This is a genomic window from Pseudomonas purpurea, from assembly GCF_039908635.1.
In the GTDB taxonomy this organism is placed as follows: domain Bacteria; phylum Pseudomonadota; class Gammaproteobacteria; order Pseudomonadales; family Pseudomonadaceae; genus Aquipseudomonas; species Aquipseudomonas purpurea.
Genome location: NZ_CP150918.1, coordinates 2901185 through 2919939, shown reverse-complemented (window position 1 = coordinate 2919939; position 18755 = coordinate 2901185). Strand labels below are relative to the sequence as shown.

At 61.2% G+C, this 18755-nt stretch carries 10 protein-coding genes and 1 pseudogene; 1 reads left to right on the top strand and 10 read right to left on the bottom strand.

Annotation, left to right across the window (positions count from 1 at the left end):
- Positions 1-86: 86 nt before the first annotated feature.
- The 10 genes and pseudogenes from AABM54_RS13135 to AABM54_RS13090 all read right to left on the bottom strand — a co-directional run bounded on the left by AABM54_RS13135 (position 87) and on the right by AABM54_RS13090 (position 18137).
- Positions 87-1940, bottom strand: a complete 1854-nt coding sequence (locus tag AABM54_RS13135) for a polyurethanase (RefSeq protein WP_347906066.1) — start codon at positions 1938-1940, stop codon at positions 87-89.
- A gap of 108 nt (positions 1941-2048) precedes the next feature.
- Entirely contained in the window at positions 2049-3743 is a 1695-nt protein-coding gene (locus tag AABM54_RS13130) for a polyurethanase (RefSeq protein WP_347906065.1), read from the bottom strand.
- 57 nt (positions 3744-3800) lie between these two features.
- Positions 3801-6839: an autotransporter domain-containing protein gene (locus AABM54_RS13125; RefSeq protein WP_347906186.1), complete on the bottom strand. Its 3039-nt coding sequence runs from the start codon at positions 6837-6839 to the stop codon at positions 3801-3803.
- Positions 6840-7049: 210 nt separating this feature from the next.
- Positions 7050-10031: an autotransporter domain-containing protein gene (locus AABM54_RS13120; protein ID WP_347906064.1), complete on the bottom strand. Its 2982-nt coding sequence runs from the start codon at positions 10029-10031 to the stop codon at positions 7050-7052.
- Between the two features lie 70 nt (positions 10032-10101).
- Positions 10102-11466 (bottom strand): TolC family outer membrane protein, encoded by a 1365-nt coding sequence (locus tag AABM54_RS13115; RefSeq protein WP_347906063.1) that lies wholly within the window; start codon positions 11464-11466, stop codon positions 10102-10104.
- A gap of 2 nt (positions 11467-11468) precedes the next feature.
- A complete protein-coding gene (locus AABM54_RS13110; protein ID WP_347906062.1) occupies positions 11469-12800 on the bottom strand; it encodes an HlyD family type I secretion periplasmic adaptor subunit in 1332 nt (443 codons plus the stop codon).
- Positions 12797-14575, bottom strand: a complete 1779-nt coding sequence (locus AABM54_RS13105) for a type I secretion system permease/ATPase (protein ID WP_347906061.1) — start codon at positions 14573-14575, stop codon at positions 12797-12799. The genes AABM54_RS13110 and AABM54_RS13105 overlap by 4 nt, the downstream gene beginning before the upstream one ends.
- 216 nt (positions 14576-14791) lie before the next feature.
- Complete coding sequence (locus AABM54_RS13100) at positions 14792-15178, bottom strand: AprI/Inh family metalloprotease inhibitor (RefSeq protein WP_347906060.1); 387 nt, start codon at positions 15176-15178, stop codon at positions 14792-14794.
- Positions 15179-15322: 144 nt separating this feature from the next.
- Positions 15323-16742 (bottom strand): annotated as a pseudogene (locus AABM54_RS13095) (serralysin family metalloprotease).
- A gap of 291 nt (positions 16743-17033) precedes the next feature.
- Positions 17034-18137 carry a P1 family peptidase gene (locus AABM54_RS13090; protein ID WP_347906059.1) on the bottom strand — a complete coding sequence of 368 codons (1104 nt, stop codon included), beginning with the start codon at positions 18135-18137 and terminating at the stop codon, positions 17034-17036.
- A 303-nt stretch (positions 18138-18440) separates the two neighbouring features.
- Here AABM54_RS13090 and AABM54_RS13085 point away from each other — a divergent pair, with 303 nt between their 5' ends.
- Positions 18441-18716, top strand: a complete 276-nt coding sequence (locus AABM54_RS13085; RefSeq protein ID WP_347906058.1) for a DUF1652 domain-containing protein — start codon at positions 18441-18443, stop codon at positions 18714-18716.
- Positions 18717-18755 lie beyond the last annotated feature (39 nt).

Below are 18755 nucleotides of genomic sequence, written 5' to 3'. Positions count from 1 at the left end.
GAAGACGCGAAGCGAAATCTCGGCGTTTACCCGGTCGACAGGACAGCGCGAAACCGGGTTCGGCTTCGCGCTGTCGGCTGGCAAGGTCAGGCGATGACGACGTTGCTGCCAGACACATGGTCCAGCCCTACACCCACTAACGTCACCGAATCGCTGCCGAAGGTCAGTACCGTATCGTTGCCGACGACCTTGGCGTGATCGCGCACGTCATAACTCTGACCCACGCCCTCCACGCCCATGAACACCAGTTTGTGGTTCGCCTGAAAGCCCTCCACCCGGTCCTGCCCGAAGTGACCGGTGAACAGGAAGGTGTCGATACCGCCCCCAGACGTCATCAGGTCATTACCGCTGCCACCGACAAACACATCGTTACCCTTGCCGCCAACCAGGTGGTCGTTGCCGTCCAGGCCGAACAACCAGTCGCCGCTCGCGTTGGCCTTAAGGATATTGTTGCCGGCATTGCCCTTCACCGAAGACGCGTAGTCGGTCTGGTTGTTGCCGACCTGCAGGCCTGTCTCGGTCACACGATGGGTAACTTCGTCCTTGAACAGCCCCCAGAGGAATCCGGGTTCCTTGCTGACCAGGGTGCCAATGTCGCGGGTCATGCTGATTCCGCCGTTGGTATCGCGGATGTACAGCGTGCCCGCGCCGTCATTGGCAAAAACAAAGTTCTTCACCGATTGCTGCAAGTCCAGGGTGTTGCTGCCCGAGCCGCCCAACAGCATGTTGTAGCCACCGCTGTCCCGGAACGTGTCGTTGCCCGCGCGCCCCTCCAGGTAATCGTTGCCCGAGCCGCCCTGGATCAGGTCGTTGCCGTCGCTGCCGATGATGAAGGTGCTGCCCTTGTGGGTTTCGGCATTGCGGTTGAGGTCCTGGACCCAGGTGTTGGCGCGTGCGGGGTCCGACAGGTTGGACACGACGATGGTCGAGTCCTTGCTGGTGAGGTCGTAGAACTTCGACTCCAGCACCCGGGTCATGCCGTCACCGTAAGCGGTGGGCAAATGAGAGATCCAGGTCGCGACGTTGGCGATGGAATACGGCAGCAGGTTCCAGGCGTTCGACGCGTAGTAGTCGTTGAAATTGACGATGTTGTTGCTCGCCGAATCCTGATGGGCGTCGTGGACGCCGAGGGTCGAACCGTTGAAAGTCGAGCCGTTGAGGGCACGGAACACCGGATCGTTTTCGTAACCCAGGTTCAGCACTTTGTCGGTGCTGCTTTGGGTCGGTGACGCGTAGGCAATGTACTTGGAATCCTTGTAAAAACCGTTCCAGTGGTCGCCGCTGAGGTCCGCCAGGCTATTGACCCCCAGACCGCCAAGGCTGTGACCGCTGACCAGCACATCCTTGCCGCTCAGGCCGTTTTTGGCCGCGAAGGTCGCGAGGTCCTTGAACAGGTTGCCGTAGGCTTCACCGGCATAGTTCTTTGCATAATCCTTGGGGCCCAACGCCGCCATCAGGTCGTTGATGGCATCGCCAATGGTGTCGGAAATCATCGACTCCCGAGGGCCGCTGGTGCCGCGAAACGCCACGCCGATTTCGGTGAGGTGACCCTGCGCGTCGTACTTGCCGAGGATTTCCACCTGGGCGGTGGTGTAGCCGGCTTTTTCACCGAAGAACGTGCCCCGGGCATCGACCTTGCCGCCATAGCCCAACTGGCTGGCGCTGATCGGCGTCCATCCGGCCTTTTGCACCGCGGCCAGTGCCTCTTTTTCAGAATTGGGGTTCCAGGGAATGCCGGGGATGACCCCTTGTGCGTCGGTGCCGCCGATCAGTGCCTTGACCAGTGTGGCCGGCAGGCCGAGACCGAAACCGTTTTGCTGATAGCCGACCGCGAAGCCGTTATCGAGGTTGTGGTAGGAGTACAGCGTGATTGCCATTGCATCGGAAAACAATGCTTTGGACTCGGCTGAGTTGAGGTTTTTGTAGTCATAAACACCCATGGTATTGCCTCTCTTTTTGTTGAATTTGTCAGAGAAAGCTCACGCCGCCAGAACGCCCCGTGACGGGACGTTCCGGCGGTTTAGTGGAATGCCTTTATCGATTACGGTTTATGCAAATACGATCCCCGCGCCGGACAGACTTTCGAGGCCCACGCCCACCAAAGTCACCGAGTGGTCGCCGACCTTGAGCAGCGTGTCGTTGCCGGATTGCGAAACGTGCTGGCTATAGTCATAGCCCTCCCGCGCACCCTGGACGCCGAGGAACACCAGTTTGTCGCTGCCCTGGTAGCCCTTGATCGAGTCGAAACCGAACGCGCCGCTGAACAGGAACGTGTTGCCCCCGCCCGTGGCGAACATGGCATCGTTACCCTCGCCGCCGACAAACGTGACCTGGGCCTTGTCGCTGCGCAGTACGTCGTTGCCGCCCTGCCCGAACAACCAGTCACCCTGGGCGCTGGCCACCAGCGTGTTGCCCTGGGCGTCGCCGTTGAGGGAATGAGCGTACGGGGTCAGTTCGGTTCCGTTGAGCAGGCCCTTGGCACTGACGGTGTGGCTGACGTCCTTGCTGAACAGGCCCCAGGCTGCCCCGGACTCCTTGCTCACCAGTGCGCCGATGTCACGCGTCAGGCTGATGCCGCCGTAGCTGTCACGCACATACAACGTGCCAGCGCCGTCATTGGCAAAGGTGAAGCTTTTCAGCGGCTGTTGCAGGTCGAAAACGTTCTGCCCTTTGCCGCCGAGCAAGATGTTGTAGCCGCCCGCGTCCCGGAAGGTGTCATTGCCGTCACGGCCTTCAAGGAAGTCATTGCCTTTGCCGCCCCGCAACAGGTCGTTGCTGTCGGTGCCGATGATGAAGGTGCTGCCAACATGCGTTTCACCGCTGCGGCCCAGGTCTTCGATCCACGTGCCGGCCCGAGACGACTCCACCAGCGTCGAGACGATGATGTTCGAGTCCCGCTCGGTCAGGTCGTAGAAGCGCGAGTCGATCACCCGGTTCAAGCCGTCGGCATAGCCCAGGGAGCCGTGGGCCGCCCAGTGTTGCGGGTTGGCAATGCTGAACGGTGTCATCTGCGTGGACGCGTAGTGGTCGTTGAAGTTGACGATGTTGTCGGTGGTCGACGCCTGCGGCTTGTCGTGCTTGTACAGCGACGAACTGTTGAACGTGGTGCCGTCGAGCACACGGAACACCGGATCGTTTTCGTAGCCGATGTTTAGCACGTGCGTACCCGCCGAGCTTTGGGTCGGCGACGCGAAAGACACGTAGTTGGCGTTCTTGTAGTAGCCACCCCAGTTGTCGACGCTTAACTCCGCCACGCTGTTGACCCCCAGACCACCGAGGCTGTGGCCGCTGATCAGCACATCCTTGGCGTTCAGGCCTTTGGCACTGGCGAAGGCGGCGACGTCCTTGAGCAAGGTGTCGAACGCATTTTTCGCGTAGTTCTTCGCGTAATCCTTCGGACCGATTGCGGCCAGCAGGTTGTTCTTCATGTCGCCGTACGTGTCGTTGTAATCCAGGCCACCGGTGCCACGAAAGGCAATGCCCAGGGAGATCAGCTTGCCCGCCGCGTCGTACTTGGCCATGACCTCGGCTTCGGCACTGGTGAACCCGTCTTTCTCGCCAAAAAACGTGCCCTGGGCACCGACTTTGCCTTGATAGCCCAATTGCCCGGCCGTGACCGGCGTCCAGCCGGAGGCCATTGGCTTGCCGGTTGGCGTGTACGCGTACAGCGTCAATGCGATCGCATCGCTGTACAACGCCTTGCCGGCCTCGCTGCCGAACGTCCTGTAATCAAAAACACCCATAATCTTGCCTCTTGGTTAGTACTGCTGCGTGTTGCGGTAGTGCTGACTGGCCAGCCATCAGAACTGCCAGTCGAGGGTTAGCCCGACGCCGTGGGTCTTGTCTTTGGAGCCCAGCAGTCCGTTGTAGTCCAGGTTCAGCGTGGTATCGCGTCCCAGTGCCAGGCCTGCGCGAACGCCGACGACGGCCGCGTTACGGTCCATCGAAACGCTTTGCACGCTGAACGGCGAACCGCCGGACGCAAAGGCCAGGTTTTCCTCGGATCGGGTGTTGCTCAGGTTGTGCTGCCAGCCCAAGGTCCCGGACACGTCCAGTTGCTGTTGGCTGTTGAGCGCCAGGCGTTTGCTTGCGCGCAGGCCCAGGGTTGAAAGCACCGCATCGCGGTTGTCGTCGCCACCCTTGAGTGCCGCCGCGCCGCCCTTCTCGGTGAAGCCATCGCTGTCCAGGTGCACGTAGGCCAGGTTGGCGAACGGTTCCAGTGCCAGCGGTTGCAGGTCCAGGCGATAGGCCGCCTCGGTGAAGACCTGAGTGGTTTGCGCATCACGCTTGGATTTCTGCTTGGCACTGACATCGCCCAATTGCAGGTCACGTTTCGTATCGATGCGGTGCCAACTGTGGGAACCACCGACGCTCAGGCGCAGCGCGTCGATCTCATGCCCGGCGTACACGCCCAGGTGGTAGCTGTCGACCGAGGCCGAAGAGTGAGTGCCGCTGCCCATGTTCAACGAACTGTCGCTGTAGCCAGTGACGAAGCCCAAACGGGTATTTTCCGCAATCAAACCGTCCACCCCGGCCAACAAACCGCCGATGGAGCTGGTGTAATCGGCATTGTCGTGACCGCCGTCAGCCTTGCCCCACGCGCCCAGCGCCTTGACCCAGACATTGTTCTGCTGGCTGTCGGGCGTCGCGGCGTTGTAGAGGTTGCTATCGCGCAGGCGATCACCCACGGCATCGCGCAGGTAGCGCGAATCGTTGATCAGCAAGGTGCCGATGGCAGGATGGATTTCCCCGCTCAGTTGCTGGAACGCTTGCTGGGCCGAGGCGGCCGTTGGCGACAGCAGGACTGTTTCATACAGTGCATTGCCCGCGCCCAACCGTTCGGTGGCAGCGGCCACGGAGCGCTGATTCGGGGTTTGCCCGACGCTGGCAAACGAGTTGCCGTTACGCTCGACCGCCAATTGCACGCCGGTCGCCGTGTAGTCCAGGTTACCGCCGATGAACGCATAGCTTGGCAACACCGCGCCGAACTGGCCCTGAATGCCACCCGCAGCTTGCAGGATGTTGAACTGATGGCCGAGCAGGCTCTGGACCTGGCCGGTGGTCAGCAGCGTCGGGCTGTTTTCCAGCGACAGCGACACGGTCGCGCCCTGGATGACGGCTTTGCCGCTGGCAACGATGCTGTCACTGCTGGTGGGCGACAGTTCGACGGCGTAGGTGGAGCCTGGCTCGAAGGTCACGTCACCGGCCACGTTCAAGGTGCCGATGGAGTTACCCGGCGCCACGGTGCCGCCGCTTTTCGCGGTCAACCCCGCGATACGGCCGGAACCACCGAGTATCCCGGAATCATTGACCGTCACCGCCGATGCCAGCGAACCATTGATCGCCAAGCGACCCTGATTGACCAGCGTCGGACCTGCATAGGTATTGGCGCCGGTCATCACCAGGGTGCCGATACCTTTTTTGGTCAAGCCGCCGTGACCACTGATGTCGTTACGCCAAACGTCGAGACCGCAGCCCTGATCGTTGCACACCCGTTGCGTGGGTTTGCCGGCATCGATGATCGCGCCGATGCCCGGCAAGTCCGCGACGAACTGCCCCGAGCCATACGCACCGTTAACCCGGAACTCTTGCGGGATATCGGCATCGGCCACGAACATCGCCGGGCCGTCGATGCCCTTGCGCAGGTTGATCATGCCCCAGCCATACAGTGAGTCGATGCCCGCTGCGCCGATGTCGGTGGCGGTGGTTTTCAGCACGCTGGCGACCTGGGCGCCGGTCATGTACGGGAACCGCTCCATCAGCACGGCCGTGGCGCCCGCCACATGGGGCGCAGCCATCGAGGTGCCGTTTTTGTTGGCGTAGCCGAGCGTCATGTTTTCGAGGGTCGTGCCGTCGAGCACGGCACTGTAAATACGCGTGCCGGGGGCGGAGACACAGGAACCCGCGGTGTAGCCACAGCGTGACGAGAAAGTACTGGCGATGTAGCGCTCAGCGCTGCTGGTATCCGGGTTCTGTTGCAAGGCTGCGACGGTCAGCCAGTTCCCTGCGATGTCCGGTACGAAGTAACCGAGGCCGGCAATCGCATCCGGGTTGTTGAGGTTGTAGTCGTTGCCTGCGGCGAAGATGGTCACGACGCCACCGCGTGCCGCGTCAATGGCACCGCTGTAGGCACCGCCCTGTTTGGAGTTGAGCAGGGGCTGGATCTGGTTGAACTGCAATTGGGCGTCGTTGACAGTGAAGTGCGGGAACGCCGGGTCCTTGCCGCCCTTGTTGAAGCGGTCGGTGATACCGATGCCCCAGCTGTTGTTGATGATCCGCGCGCCGCTATTGACCAGCGAGTCCCAACCCGCCCGGTAGACCGCGCCGTCGTTGCCCAGAACAATCCCGTCTTCAGGGCCCGGGTCGCCGTTGTCGGCGCTGATGATCTGCGAGGCGTAGGCCACGCCATGCATCTCGTGGCCGTCGCGGCTGCCGGCAGCGATCCCGCCAACGTGGGTGCCGTGGTAACCCAGCCGGCCGTTGTAGCCTAACGTGGGCGTGCCGTCATACCGGAAGGCATCCCCGGCTTTGACGTGAATGTAGCCGTCGGTGTATTCACGAATGCCGCTGGTGACCAGGCTGACCACTTTGTCCTTGCCGCTGAACTCCGGGTGCTTGGCGTAGACCGGTTGGTCGAAGATCCCCAGTTTGATGCCTTTGCCCGAGTACCCGGCGGCATACGCATCCTGCGCATTGATCGCGCCCAGGCCCCAGTCGGCTTTGAATTCGGTGCTGCGCCAGCTGTCGGGATTACCGAGCGTGCCGTTTTCCACGTAAGGCGCAGCCTGAGCGACACCGATGGCCGCCAGGTACGCGATAAAGGCCCCATTCAGGGCCATGGCCTTACGGCTGATTCCAATGTGTGCAGGCGTATTATTGTTGTTGCGAGACTTGCCTTCCATCCAGCTACCTTCCTTAGTTGACGTGCTTGAATCACCGCGTGCTGACACGCACGCGTTTTGTTGTTGTGTTGCGATTCTTGCGCCTGCGCAGTTGCCCTCCCGACAACGGTTTCCCGTGTCAGCCACTGCGCAGTGGTCCTGGGTGTTTTAGAACTGCCAGTTCAGGCTCAACCCCACGCCATGGCTTTTTTCCCGGCTGGCCAATTGGCCGTTGTAGTCGAGGTTCAAGCGCACATCCTTGGCCAGCGCCACCCCCGCCCGAACGCCGACCAGCGCGGCATTGCGCACCAACGGCGCACTTTCAACCGCGAAGCCCGGACCGCCCGTTGCAAAGGCCAGGCGATCTTCCGACTGGGTCGCGCTCCAGTTGTGTTGCCAGCCCAGCGTCCCGGACAGGTCCAGTTGCTGCGCGGCGGACAGGTTGACGGTTTTCATCGCCCGCAAGCCCAAGGTACTGAGCACGGCATCGCGGTTGTCGCCGCCGTTTTTCAGGGCTGCGGCGTCCCCCTTCTCGGTAAACCCGTCGGTGTTCAGGTGCACATAGGCCAGGTTGGCGAACGGCTCCAGCGCAACGGCTGGCAGGTCCATGCGCCACGCGGCTTCGGTGAACAATTGCGCGCTCTGGGCGTCGACTTTGGCTTTCTGCTTGGCGCTGACAGCGCCGTAATGCAGGTCGCGTTTAACGTCAGCGCGGTGCCAGCTGTAGGCGCCGCCAAGGCTCAAACGCAGCGCCCCGAGTTCGCGACCGGCGTAGGCGCCCAAGTGATAGCTGTCGATTTCGGCACGTGAGTGGGTGTCGCTGCCCATGTTCAGCGAGGTGTCGCTGTAGCCCGCGACCAGCCCCAGACGGGTGTCTTCGTCGACGCTGCCATCGACCCCGGCCAGCAAGCCGCCAATCGACGTGGTGTAACCCGCCGTGTCGTGTGTTTCATCGGTCTTGCCCCAGGCCCCGAGTGCCTTGACCCAACCGTTGCCGCGAGACTCTGAGGCCGTGAACGCGTCATGCCCCAGACGCTCGCCCACGGCATCGCGCAGGTAGCGACTGTCGTTGATCAGCGCGGTCGCCAGTGCCGGGTAGACTTCCCCGGACAGTTGCTGGAAGGCCTGCTGAGCCGACGCCGCCGTTGGCGACAGCAGGACACTTTCGTAGACGGCGTTCCCCGCGCCCAATTGCTCGGCTGCCGCCGCCACGGAGCGCTGGTTCGGGGTTTGCCCGACGCTGGCAAACGAGTTGCCGTTGCGTTCGACCGCCAGTTGCACGCCGGTCGCCGAGTAGTCGAGGCTGCCGCCGATGAACAGGTAGTTGGGCAAGACTTCGCCGAACTGGCCCTGAATGCCGCCCGCCGCTTGCAGAATGTTGTACTGATGACCGAGCAGGCTCTGGACCTGACGTGTGCTCAGCAATGTTGGGCTGTTTTCCAGTGCGAGGCTGACGGTGCCGCCGAGGATCGCCTTGCCGGTGGCGACGATACGGTCGCTGCTGGTGTCGGAGAGCTCCACGGCATAGGTCGAACCCGCCGCCAGGTTCACATCGCCGTTGACCTGCAACGTGCCGATGGAATTGCCCGGCGCCACGGTGCCGCCGCTGTTGGCGGTCAGCGCCCCCACCCGCCCGGAACCCCCGAGGGTGCCGCTGGTATTGACCGTGACCGCCGACGCCACGGTGCCGTTGACCGTCAGCAGGCCGCTGTTGACCGTGGTTGCGCCGCGATAGGTGTTATCGCCCGCCAACACCAGATGCCCGGCACCGGACTTGATCAGGCTGCCTTCATACACCCGGCTCGCAGCGGCCGCATCGCGGGCCATGCCCACCGCGTAATCCGTCTTGTCCTGTTGGCTGGCACCGGCGGCGACGCCCTGCTCCCAGCCCTTGTCCTTGAGGGTTTGTTGCCAGGCGGCGCGTTCGGTGGCGTCTTCGGTCCGGCGTTGCATCAGCGCCTTGTCCGAAATTCCGTTGCTCCACACATCGCGCTGCCCCGCTGCCAGGTTGGCATCGAATGAGCCGAGCAGTTGCCCCGGCCCTTTCATCGCACGATTCAGGTCAGGAACACCCCAACCGACCCGGCTGGTCGGTGAGTCGGTGATCGAGCCGTCGAGCTGGGTGGCGGTGGTCAGCAGTACCTGCAAGGCCTGCTGATTGTTCATGTAAGGGTAACGCTCCATCACCAGCGCCAGCGCGCCGGTTGCATGGGGAGCGGCCATCGAAGTGCCGTTGTAGGTGGCGTAGCCGCCCCCCGCGATGGTGCTGGTGATTTGTGCGCCGGGCGTGCTGATGCACCAGTATTTGGCGATCCCGCACTGGTTGTATTTTTGCTGGTTGTTTTTATCCAGCCCCGACACGGCCAGCCAATGCCCTTCCAGGTCCGGTTGGAAATACGGCAGGGCCGAGCGCACGCTGGCGTTGGCATAACCGCTATTGCCGGCGCTGAACACGTTGATCACGCCCTTGCGTGAGACATCGGCCGCCGCATCGATCCAGGTGCCCTGGTTCCAGTGCTGGGCGTAGGCCGCGTGCAGTCCGCCGAGGGTCTGGTAACTGACATCCTTGGGCTGGCTGCCCCAGCTGTTGTTGATCGCCCGCACGCCCGCATCGGCCAGGGCGCCATACACCGCTTTGAGGTATCGCGGATCGGGGGTTGGACCAAACAGAAAACTGTCGTTCTGGTTGGTGTTGCCGACGTAGACCTGCGCGTTGTACGCCACGCCATGCATGCCGGTGCCGTCACGGGCCGCGCCCATGGTGCCGGTGACGTGGGTGCCGTGGTTGTCATTCCTGGCGTTGAGGTTGCCGCTGACGCTGAACGGCGTGCCATCCACGTAGCTGCCGATGGCCGTGGCCGCGTGAAAGCGGTCTTTCGAGGCTTCGGGGTGACTGGGATCAAAACCCGAATCCACCGCGCCGATCTTCACCCCTTTGCCGGTGATGCCGGCCGCATAGGCCTGGTTCGCCTGCATGCGGTCCAGGCCCCAGTCCTTCTGGTATTCGGCGGTGCGCCAACTGGCCGGGTCGCCCACTGTTCCGGGCTCAAGGTAAGCCGCATGGACGGCGGCTGGCAGTGCTGCCAGCAGCATCACCAACGAACCACTGGCCATGGGTTTGAACAAGTTACTGCTTATATCCGTGTTCATGACATCTCGCTTTTCTGGCGTTATTAGACTTGTAGTCCCCCGTCCGGGGGCGGTGCAGCGGGTGACGCAGTTATCGATTCACACTGCGCGGGCCGAAGGCTTCATCGACCTTGGCCAGGTCGTCTTCGCGCAGGGTCCCGGCGTAGTAATGCAACTTGGTCCAGGCCATCAAATAGTCGTAGCGGGCCTGGGCCAGGTCGCGGCGCGTGGTGTACAGCTGTTGCTCGGCGTTGAGCGCATCGAGGTTGACCCGCTCGCCGCCGAGGATGCTTTGCTTGGTCGACACCACCAGCGCCTCGGCCGAGGTCAGCGCTTTCTGGTAGGCCCGCAACTTGCTGACCCCCGACAGGCAGGCACTGAACTGGCGACGCAGCTCGATCAGGGTTTCACGGGTTTTGGAGTCCAGTTCATATTCGGCCTGCTCCATCGAGCGGGCAGCCTGGCGAGTCGACGCCGACACCCCGCCACCGGCATACAACGGCACACTGACTTCGATGCCGATGGTGTTGGTGTCATACCGCTGGTTGTAGGTGTTGCCGCTTTCCGATTCGTTCTGCCGCAACGTGGCGTAGGCATTGACCTTGGGCAGGTGCCCGGAACGGTTGCGCTCGACTTCGTAGCGCGCCACTTCCAATGCCTGGCGTTGCGACGCCAGGTTCGGGTTGTTGGTGAGCGCCAGCTCATGCCAGGTATCGAAGTTGGCCGGTTGCAAGGTGAACGACTGGAAGGAATCGCCCAGCGGGTCGAGGTCGGCAATGTCGATCGTCGGCACGCCAATCAGCGCGCCCAGTTCACGCAAGGAGGCGTCCTGTTCGTCGCGCGCCTCGATTTCTTCGGCGGTCGCCAGTTCGTAGCGCGATTCGGCTTCCAGAATGTCGGTACGGGTCCCCTCGCCCTGGCGGAACATGTGTTCGTTTTGCTGGAACTGCTGCTCGAAGGCTTTCTTCTTGGCCTGGGCGATGTCGATCTGATCCTGGGCGAACAACGCCTGGGTGTAATAGGTCAGCACCCGGACCAACAACTCCTGGCTTTTGCCACGAAAGTTCTCATCGGCGAACAACGCCTGCGCCACGCCCTTGCGGTACGAGGCGTAGGCCTCGTAGTCAAACAAGGGTTGTTGCAGGGTGAACGTCGAACCGTAGCTGTCGTAGTTACGGTCCTCATGACGTCTGCGGCGCTTCTCGTCCAGGTTCGTGACCTTGGAGGTGTTGTGGCCCTTGTTGTAGTTGTAACCGAGCCGTGGCAACAGCCCGGCGCGGCCGATGGCGCGGTTTTCAAGGCCCGCATCGCGCTCCTTGATGGCGCCCAGAAACACCGGGTCATTGCGCAGTGCTTGTTCGTAGACTTGAAACGGCCCCATGGCGTGAACGGTGGAACAGGCCAGTAGTGCAACAGCGGCCCCGAGAATGGAAAGCTTGCTCATACGACGGGACATCCCTATTCCTCAGTCAATGCGGAGCCTGCCCGGTCGAGCAGAGGTTTGAACAAATAGTTGAGGAGCGAACGCTCACCGGTACGCACGAACATTTCCGCCGGCATACCCGGCTTGATCACCAGCCCGTTGAGTTTCTCCATGGCCACGTCGCTGACGCTGCTGCGCAGGACGTAGTAAGGCGCACCGGTTTTTTCGTCGATCATCTGGTCGGCGGAAATCAGGCTGACTTCGCCCGGTACCCGTGGCGTCTTGCTTTGGTTGAACGCGGTGAAGAGGATGTCCACCGGCAAATGGCTGCCGACCTTGTCGACCAGGTTCACCGGCAGGTGCCCCTCGACTTCCAGGCGTGTGCCCTGAGGGACGATTTCCAGCAGGGTTTCGCCCGGACGGACCACCGCGCCCTCGGTGTGTACACCCAGATTGACGGCGATGCCGTCGGCCGGGGCAATGATCTCGCTGTGTTGCAGGTCGAAACCGGCCGAGGTCAGTTGCTGTTCCAGGGTCAGGCTTTTGAGCTGGGCGTCCGCCAATTGGCTGCGGACTTCCTTCTGGTATTCCTCGCTGTGCTGTTGCAGCTTGAGTTTCGACTCCAGGATGCCCTGCTCCACCCGACCGCTTTCCCCGGTGTTCTGCGCCAGTTGCTGTTGCACCTGCGACAGTTGACGCTGGTAGTCCATCAACCGGTTGCGCGGGATGTAGCCGTTGTCGGCCAGGGGTTGCAGGTTGGTCAGTTGCTGGCGCAGGGATTCGCCCTGGGCGGTCAGGTCGGTGCGCGCGCGGCGCATCCCGGCCAACTGGGCGCTGGAGCCTTCGATGTTGGCGCGCAAACCGGCCTGCTCGCGGGAGAACGCTTCACGCCGGCTGCTGAACAATTGCCGCTGACCTTCAAGCACCAACGCCAGACGTGGGTCCGGGTCGCGGCTCAGTTCAGCCGGAAAATTCACTTGCTTGAGGTTGTCGCGCTCGCTCTGCCAGCGTGCCAGGCTGGCCCAGGCCATGCGGTACTGGGCTTGCAGCGATTGCACGTCGGCCGAGACCTGGGTCTGGTCGAGGCGGAACAGGGGCTGACCCTGCACCACCGCTTGCCCTTCACGAACCAGAATCCGGCTGACCACACCGCCGCTCATCGATTGGACCGCTTTGCGCTTGCCTGAAACCACCACGGTGCCTTGCACCGGGATGCCCTGATCGAGGGGAGCGAGGCTCGCCCACAAGAAGAAGCTACCGGCGCCGACAATGGTCAGAATCCAGCCCAGGCGGGTGAAAAACCTTGGATCGCGCTCGGCGCGCTCCGGCGCGTAGTCGTCGAGGGTTGTCTCGCTGTTGTTGCTCATACACCAGAATTCCTTGTCGGGGCCTGATACTGACGGCTCATGCTGAGCCCGGCCGGTGCCTGTGCGGAGGCCTTTTCGCGTTGCTGTTCCTGGGCGCCAGACAGCGCCTTGAGCACTTCCTGGCTCGGGCCGAAGGCTTGCAGGCGCCCTTCGTTGAGCACCAGCAACTTGTCGGCCTGGGCCAATGCAGAAGAACGGTGAGTCACCAGAATCACGCTGGTGCCCTGGGCCTTCATCTGCACGATGGCGCTGGCCAATGCAGCCTCACCGACCGTGTCCAGGTTCGAGTTCGGTTCGTCGAGCACCACCAGGCTCGGGCCGCCATACAGCGCACGGGCCAAGGCCACGCGCTGCTTCTGACCACCGGACAACCCGCCGCCGTCCTCGCCGAGCAAGGTGTCGTAGCCATGGGGTAACCGCAGAATCATGTCGTGGACACCGGCCTGTTGAGCGGCTTCGACGACTTTCTGCGGATCGGCATCGCGAAACCGCGCAATGTTTTCCGCCACGGTGCCGCTGAACAGTTCGATGTCCTGTGGCAGGTAGCCGATGTAAGGACCGAGGTCATCGCGGTTCCAGCGATGGATGTCCGCACCGTCGAGCCGCACCGTACCGGCCAGGGTCGGCCAGACGCCTACCAGCACCCGCGCCAAGGTCGATTTACCCGAACCGGAGGCACCGAGGACGCCCAGCACTTCGCCGGCCCCGAGGTTGAAACTGACCATGTGCAAGGTTGCGCTGCGCTGACCCGGCGGGCCGGCGCTGACCGTTTCGAAACTGACCTGGCCCTTGGGCGCGGGCAGTGCCATGGCCGTGTCGCTCGGCGGAAACTCTTGCAGCAATGCGTCCAGGCGCCGATAGGCCAGTTTTGCGCCGCTCCACTGTTTCCACACCGCGATCAACTGATCGATCGGGCTCAGGACCCGGCCCATCAGAATGGACCCGGCGATCATCATCCCGGCGGTCATGTCGCCCTTGATCACCAGCAACGCACCGAGGCCCAGCACCAGAGATTGCAGGCACAGGCGCAGGGTTTTACTCAGGGAACTGATGACCGCACCGGTGTCGCTGGCCTGGTTCTGCAACCCGAGAAAACGCGAATGCACCTGGAACCAGCGTTTGCGCAACGCGCCGAGCATGCCCATCGCCTGGATGGTTTCGGCGTTGTGCAGGTGGCTGGTCGCCAATTGGGTGGACTTTTGCGAGTAGCCACCCGCTTCACCCAGCGGCTTCTTGGTCATGGCTTCGTTGAGGAACGCCAGACCGATCAACATCACCGCGCCGACGGTGGCGAACACCCCCAGCCAGACGTTGAACAGGTAGATCACGAACAGGTAGACCGGAAACCACGGCGCATCGAAGAACGCGAACAGCGCAGGCCCGGTGACGAATTGACGGATGTGCGTCAGGTCCCCCAGCGACTGCCCGGCGTTGCCCTCGCCCTTGAACAGGTTGCGTTCGAACGCGGCCTGATAGACCCGCAGGTTGAAGCGACGCTCCAACTGGCTGCCGATGCGGATCACGATGAAGCTGCGCACGATTTCCAGCAGGCCGATGAACGCGAAGAACCCGACCACCATCAGCGACAGCATCGCCAGGGTGGTTTCGTTCTGCGAAGAGAGCACGCGGTCATAAACCTGGAGCATGTAAATCGAGGGCACCAGCATCAATACGTTAATCAACGCGGTGAAACAGCCAACGCTGATCAGGATGCCTTTGTAGTCGCCCAGCGCCTTCAATAGCGGTGCAGTGGGAGTGGTCTTCGCCATTCTCATTGATCTTCCCTGAGCTGATAGCTCGCGCACGACGGCGCGACGCCAATAACCTGCCCACCCATTGAGCAGGGCATTCTTTTAAAAGTGCGACTGGCTGGCAAACGAAGAACTTTATTCCATGACGAAATAAAGTTCGGAGTCAGGGCCGGGCGGCTTAAAACAATTAACGAACCTATATAACCATTGCTGATAGCGGTTCGGTGTTGCGTGAGTTGCTTAGTGTGGCGCGCGTTGCAAAGTTATTTGCGGGTCTGCTTGGCGGGTACTTTGATAGAACCCTTCTTTTTGTCGACCCAGATGAATAATTCTTGAGCCTTCCTTATCGGTCAGGGAAATACCGTCCGGTTCCGGGTACCAGCCGATCGGTGTTTCACCCAGCCATCCGGCGAGGCAATCGAGCTGGCCGCCGAGGGTGCCGTTTTGTACGAGTTCCACCGCGCAGAGGGTGGCCGGTTCAGACACAAGGTGTGCCTGCCATTGGCCCGCCAGCTCCGATGGATCCGGTAATTTCAGGCTGCTTGCCATGGTTACATCTCCAGAAAACGTCATCAGCATGGCGAAGAACCAAGCCGGTGCCCTGTAGGTAAAGGCGTTGTGGATCATAGGTTAATTCGTTCCTGACTGTAGCCTATGCAGCGTCGCTCACGAACACGTGGCTGGCAAGGGCAAAGAGCGGCGCATGTGCGCCACTCTCCTCTTGCATTGTCCGGCGTTCCCGCGGTGTTGGCACCGCGGGAGACCTGACACTTACGCCACGATATCCGTGGTTGCTGCCTGGCCGACGGTGGTGACCAGGAAGTCAGCCACGCCATGCCCGGTGAAGTCGATAGCAAGGCTGCTGCCACCCGAGACAGTGCTCAGCACCGCGTCGCCTGCCGCACCGGTGAACGCGTTCACGAAGTGCAGGGCCTGCGCCTTTGGTGATGGCGCTCAGGTCGATTTTGTCCAGGCCACTGGTGAAGTCCAGAATCTGGTCAGCGGCACCCGGTTTGGAGTCCGAGCTTGCGGCAAACACGAAGGTGTCCGAACCCGAACCACCCCAGAGTTTGTCCGCGCCACCGGCGCCGTAGATGATGTCGTTGCCGGCACCACCCTTGAGCACGTTGGCCACACTGTTACCAATCAGCAAGTCGTTGCCCGAACCACCCGTGGCGTTCTCGATGGTCACACCCTTGGCAATGGAAACGTTGCCAATCATGCCGCCAACGTCAGAGAACGAAGCCGCGTTGAGATTGATCTTCTGGTTTTGGGTGTAGCCCGAGAAGTCCAGGGTGTCGTTGCCACCGCCGTCCCACACCGAGAACATCAGCTTGTCCGTCGAGGACGTCGCGCTGAGGAAATCACGACCAGCGTTGGAGTTGAACCCGTAGGTGGTGTCACCGGCACGGGTGCTCATGTTGGCGCCGTAGAGTTTCTGCACCGCGGCAATATCGTCCATCAGCGGACCGGAAGAATAAGCACCTTTGAAGTCAAGTTTGGTACTGCCTTCAGTCCAGTAGCTCATGATGCTGTAGCCGCGAGTGTCCTCGGCATAGACCGCGCCATTGCTATAGGTCGGGTTACCCTCGCCAGCGTTGTAATCGCCAGGGTGGCCGAGACCCAGGGTGTGGCCGATTTCGTGGGTCAGGGTCTGACGACCGTAGTTGTTCAGGCCAGGCGTCTTGTTGACGTTGTAGCCACTACCGGTCAGGTACCAGGATTGGCCATCGTAGCCAGGCTCGGTGCCTGGCAGGAAGGCAAAGGCTGCGCCACCGTTGTCACCGTTGCTGTAGTTGCCGTAGGTCATGTGACCGTCGCCGCCCCTTGCCGCCTCGGTAAAGGTGACATTGGCCACGTCCGCCCACGATTGCATGGAGAGAACCGCCTGAGCCTTTTGCAACGAGCTGAACTGGCTGAACGTACCCACGTTCAGCGCTTTGAACCCGGCATTCGCTGCGGTCAGGAAGGTATAGGTGAGCTCAATTTTGCCGCTGCCGTCGAGATCCTTCCAGGCAGCACCTTCACGCAGAATTTGCGTAGCTGCCTGATCAACGTCATAGGAGGATTTGCCATTGACCGTGAGATTGCCACCCCGATCATACTGATGGCCGAAACTATTGATTTGTGACCATGCGGAACTTGGAGCAGCGATGGCCGATTCAATAGCTTTCACTTTTACTTTCGACATAAACACACTTCCTTGTTTAGCAATGGAACAGTTTTTGTCAGATAGCGACAATCTCTGGCGAGATCGTCCTATCACTCGCCCAATGAAGGCGAAAGAAAGCTGACACAATTTGAAATCAGACGTCCACTACTTTTTTAACGATAAATTGAACTATTCCGCAAAACGACCGTAAACAATGATCCGCCAGTCAAAATTATCTTTGTAACGCAATCCTCAAAACCGGTTGTCCGACAATTCTCTATTTAAATATTAAATAACAGTACAGTTGCATTTGATTACTACGTCGCAGTTTTATATGGCTTTGCGCCAGCCTGAAACCGCGAGTGCAGAGAGCAATAATGGGGCTGTTAAAGCAGGTACTTGGCGCCCGTCCAGAGCGGTCATGTCCTCACCCGCCAATAAAGCGTTAATGATCGCTTCTTCCACTGCTTCGGCAGCGGCACTGAACAGTGGCGAGATGTGATCGTTGTTGAGCATGTGCAGCGAAGTGCTCAGGGGTAAGTCCTTGCGGCCATAATCGGCGGGCGGCAAATCCCGATTGCCGGTGGCAAATGCCAGGAAAATATCACCACTGGAATCCTCAGTGCCGCCGCCCGTACGGGCGATGCCGATAGAGGCGCGTTGAGCCAGACGCTGGCATTGATGAGGTAACAAGGGCGCATCGGTGGCCAGCACCACCACAATCGAGCCCATTCCCGGCGTGCCATGCTCTGCAAAGGGCGAGGTTGTTGCGGTGAAGTGGCGCCCTACCGGATAGCCGTCCACCCGCAGTTCGCGACGCTTGCCGTGATTGGCCTGGACCAGTGCGCCCACCGTGTAACCGCCCTGCTCGACCGGCAACCGGCGTGACGCGGTGCCGATGCCGCCCTTGAACTCATGGCAGATCATCCCGGTGCCGCCTCCAACCGCCCCTTCGGCCACCGGACCTGGCGCGGCATTGTGAATGGCCTCAAGCACCTGTTGCGGGCCGACATGCTGACCCCAGATATCGTTGAGCACCCCGTCGTAGGTCTCCATCACCACCGGCATGCACCAGTACACCGCCGGGTCGGCCAGGCTGTCGCGCTCGTGAGCCACCAAGGCATCACGGACCACCCCGACGCTGTGGGTATTGGTGATCGCCACCGGCGTGGCCAACACACCGGCTTCGCGAATCCACTCAAGGCCGGTGGCGTCGCCATTGCCATTAAGCACGTGGCAACCGGCAAAACACGGTTGCAGCCGCGCAGCGTCGGGGCGCGGTTCAATCAGGGTGACCCCGGTGCGCACAGGCTTGCCGTCAATGACGGTATTCAGCGTGCTGTGGCCGACCCGAATCCCCGGCACATCCGTAATGGCATTCAATGGCCCTGGTGTTCCCAATCCCAGGCTGATCCCCAGTTCTCGTGCGCGCATGGTGCTTCCTCTCAATGTGGCCGGGGTCGGCGTCGACCGGCGAAGGGGCGACTGTAGGCCGCGAGGCACGCACCGCCAATTCCCCTTTTGGGGTATGGATGGTTTCGCCGACTGCCAGATCACGCCGTTGGCATTACATGACTCACGTCATAAAAAACGGTCAATCGCCAAACGGCCTGAAAAAAGCCTCCAGTGGCGAGCCCGTCGATGCTACTTTTAAGGCCTCAACAGGTTGGGCCAGTGAGGGCTCTTCCCTCCTAACATGAGCTAATGGAAGCGCTCGATGAAGAAGGTGGGCAACACATGAACAGGGATTCAAACAGCAAAGTCACGTTTCCAAATGCTTGCCAGCTGATGCGCTGGCATTTTCACCCGATAGGTTTTGAAGCGAGCATGGATGCACCCGGCAGCATGATCGCCCGGTTGTTTGACCGCGCCAGTGGCGAAACGCTGATCGCCATCGCCGGCATACCGTGTGCGACCGTAATGAACGCCGCAGACGTCGAGCGAATAATCGAAGCCGTGGAAGATGAACTTGAGGCGTTTGAACCGTCGGCCACGTTGAGTCGTGTCAGCTAACGCCTCACGCCATAAAAATGCCGCTGATCCCGATCAAGG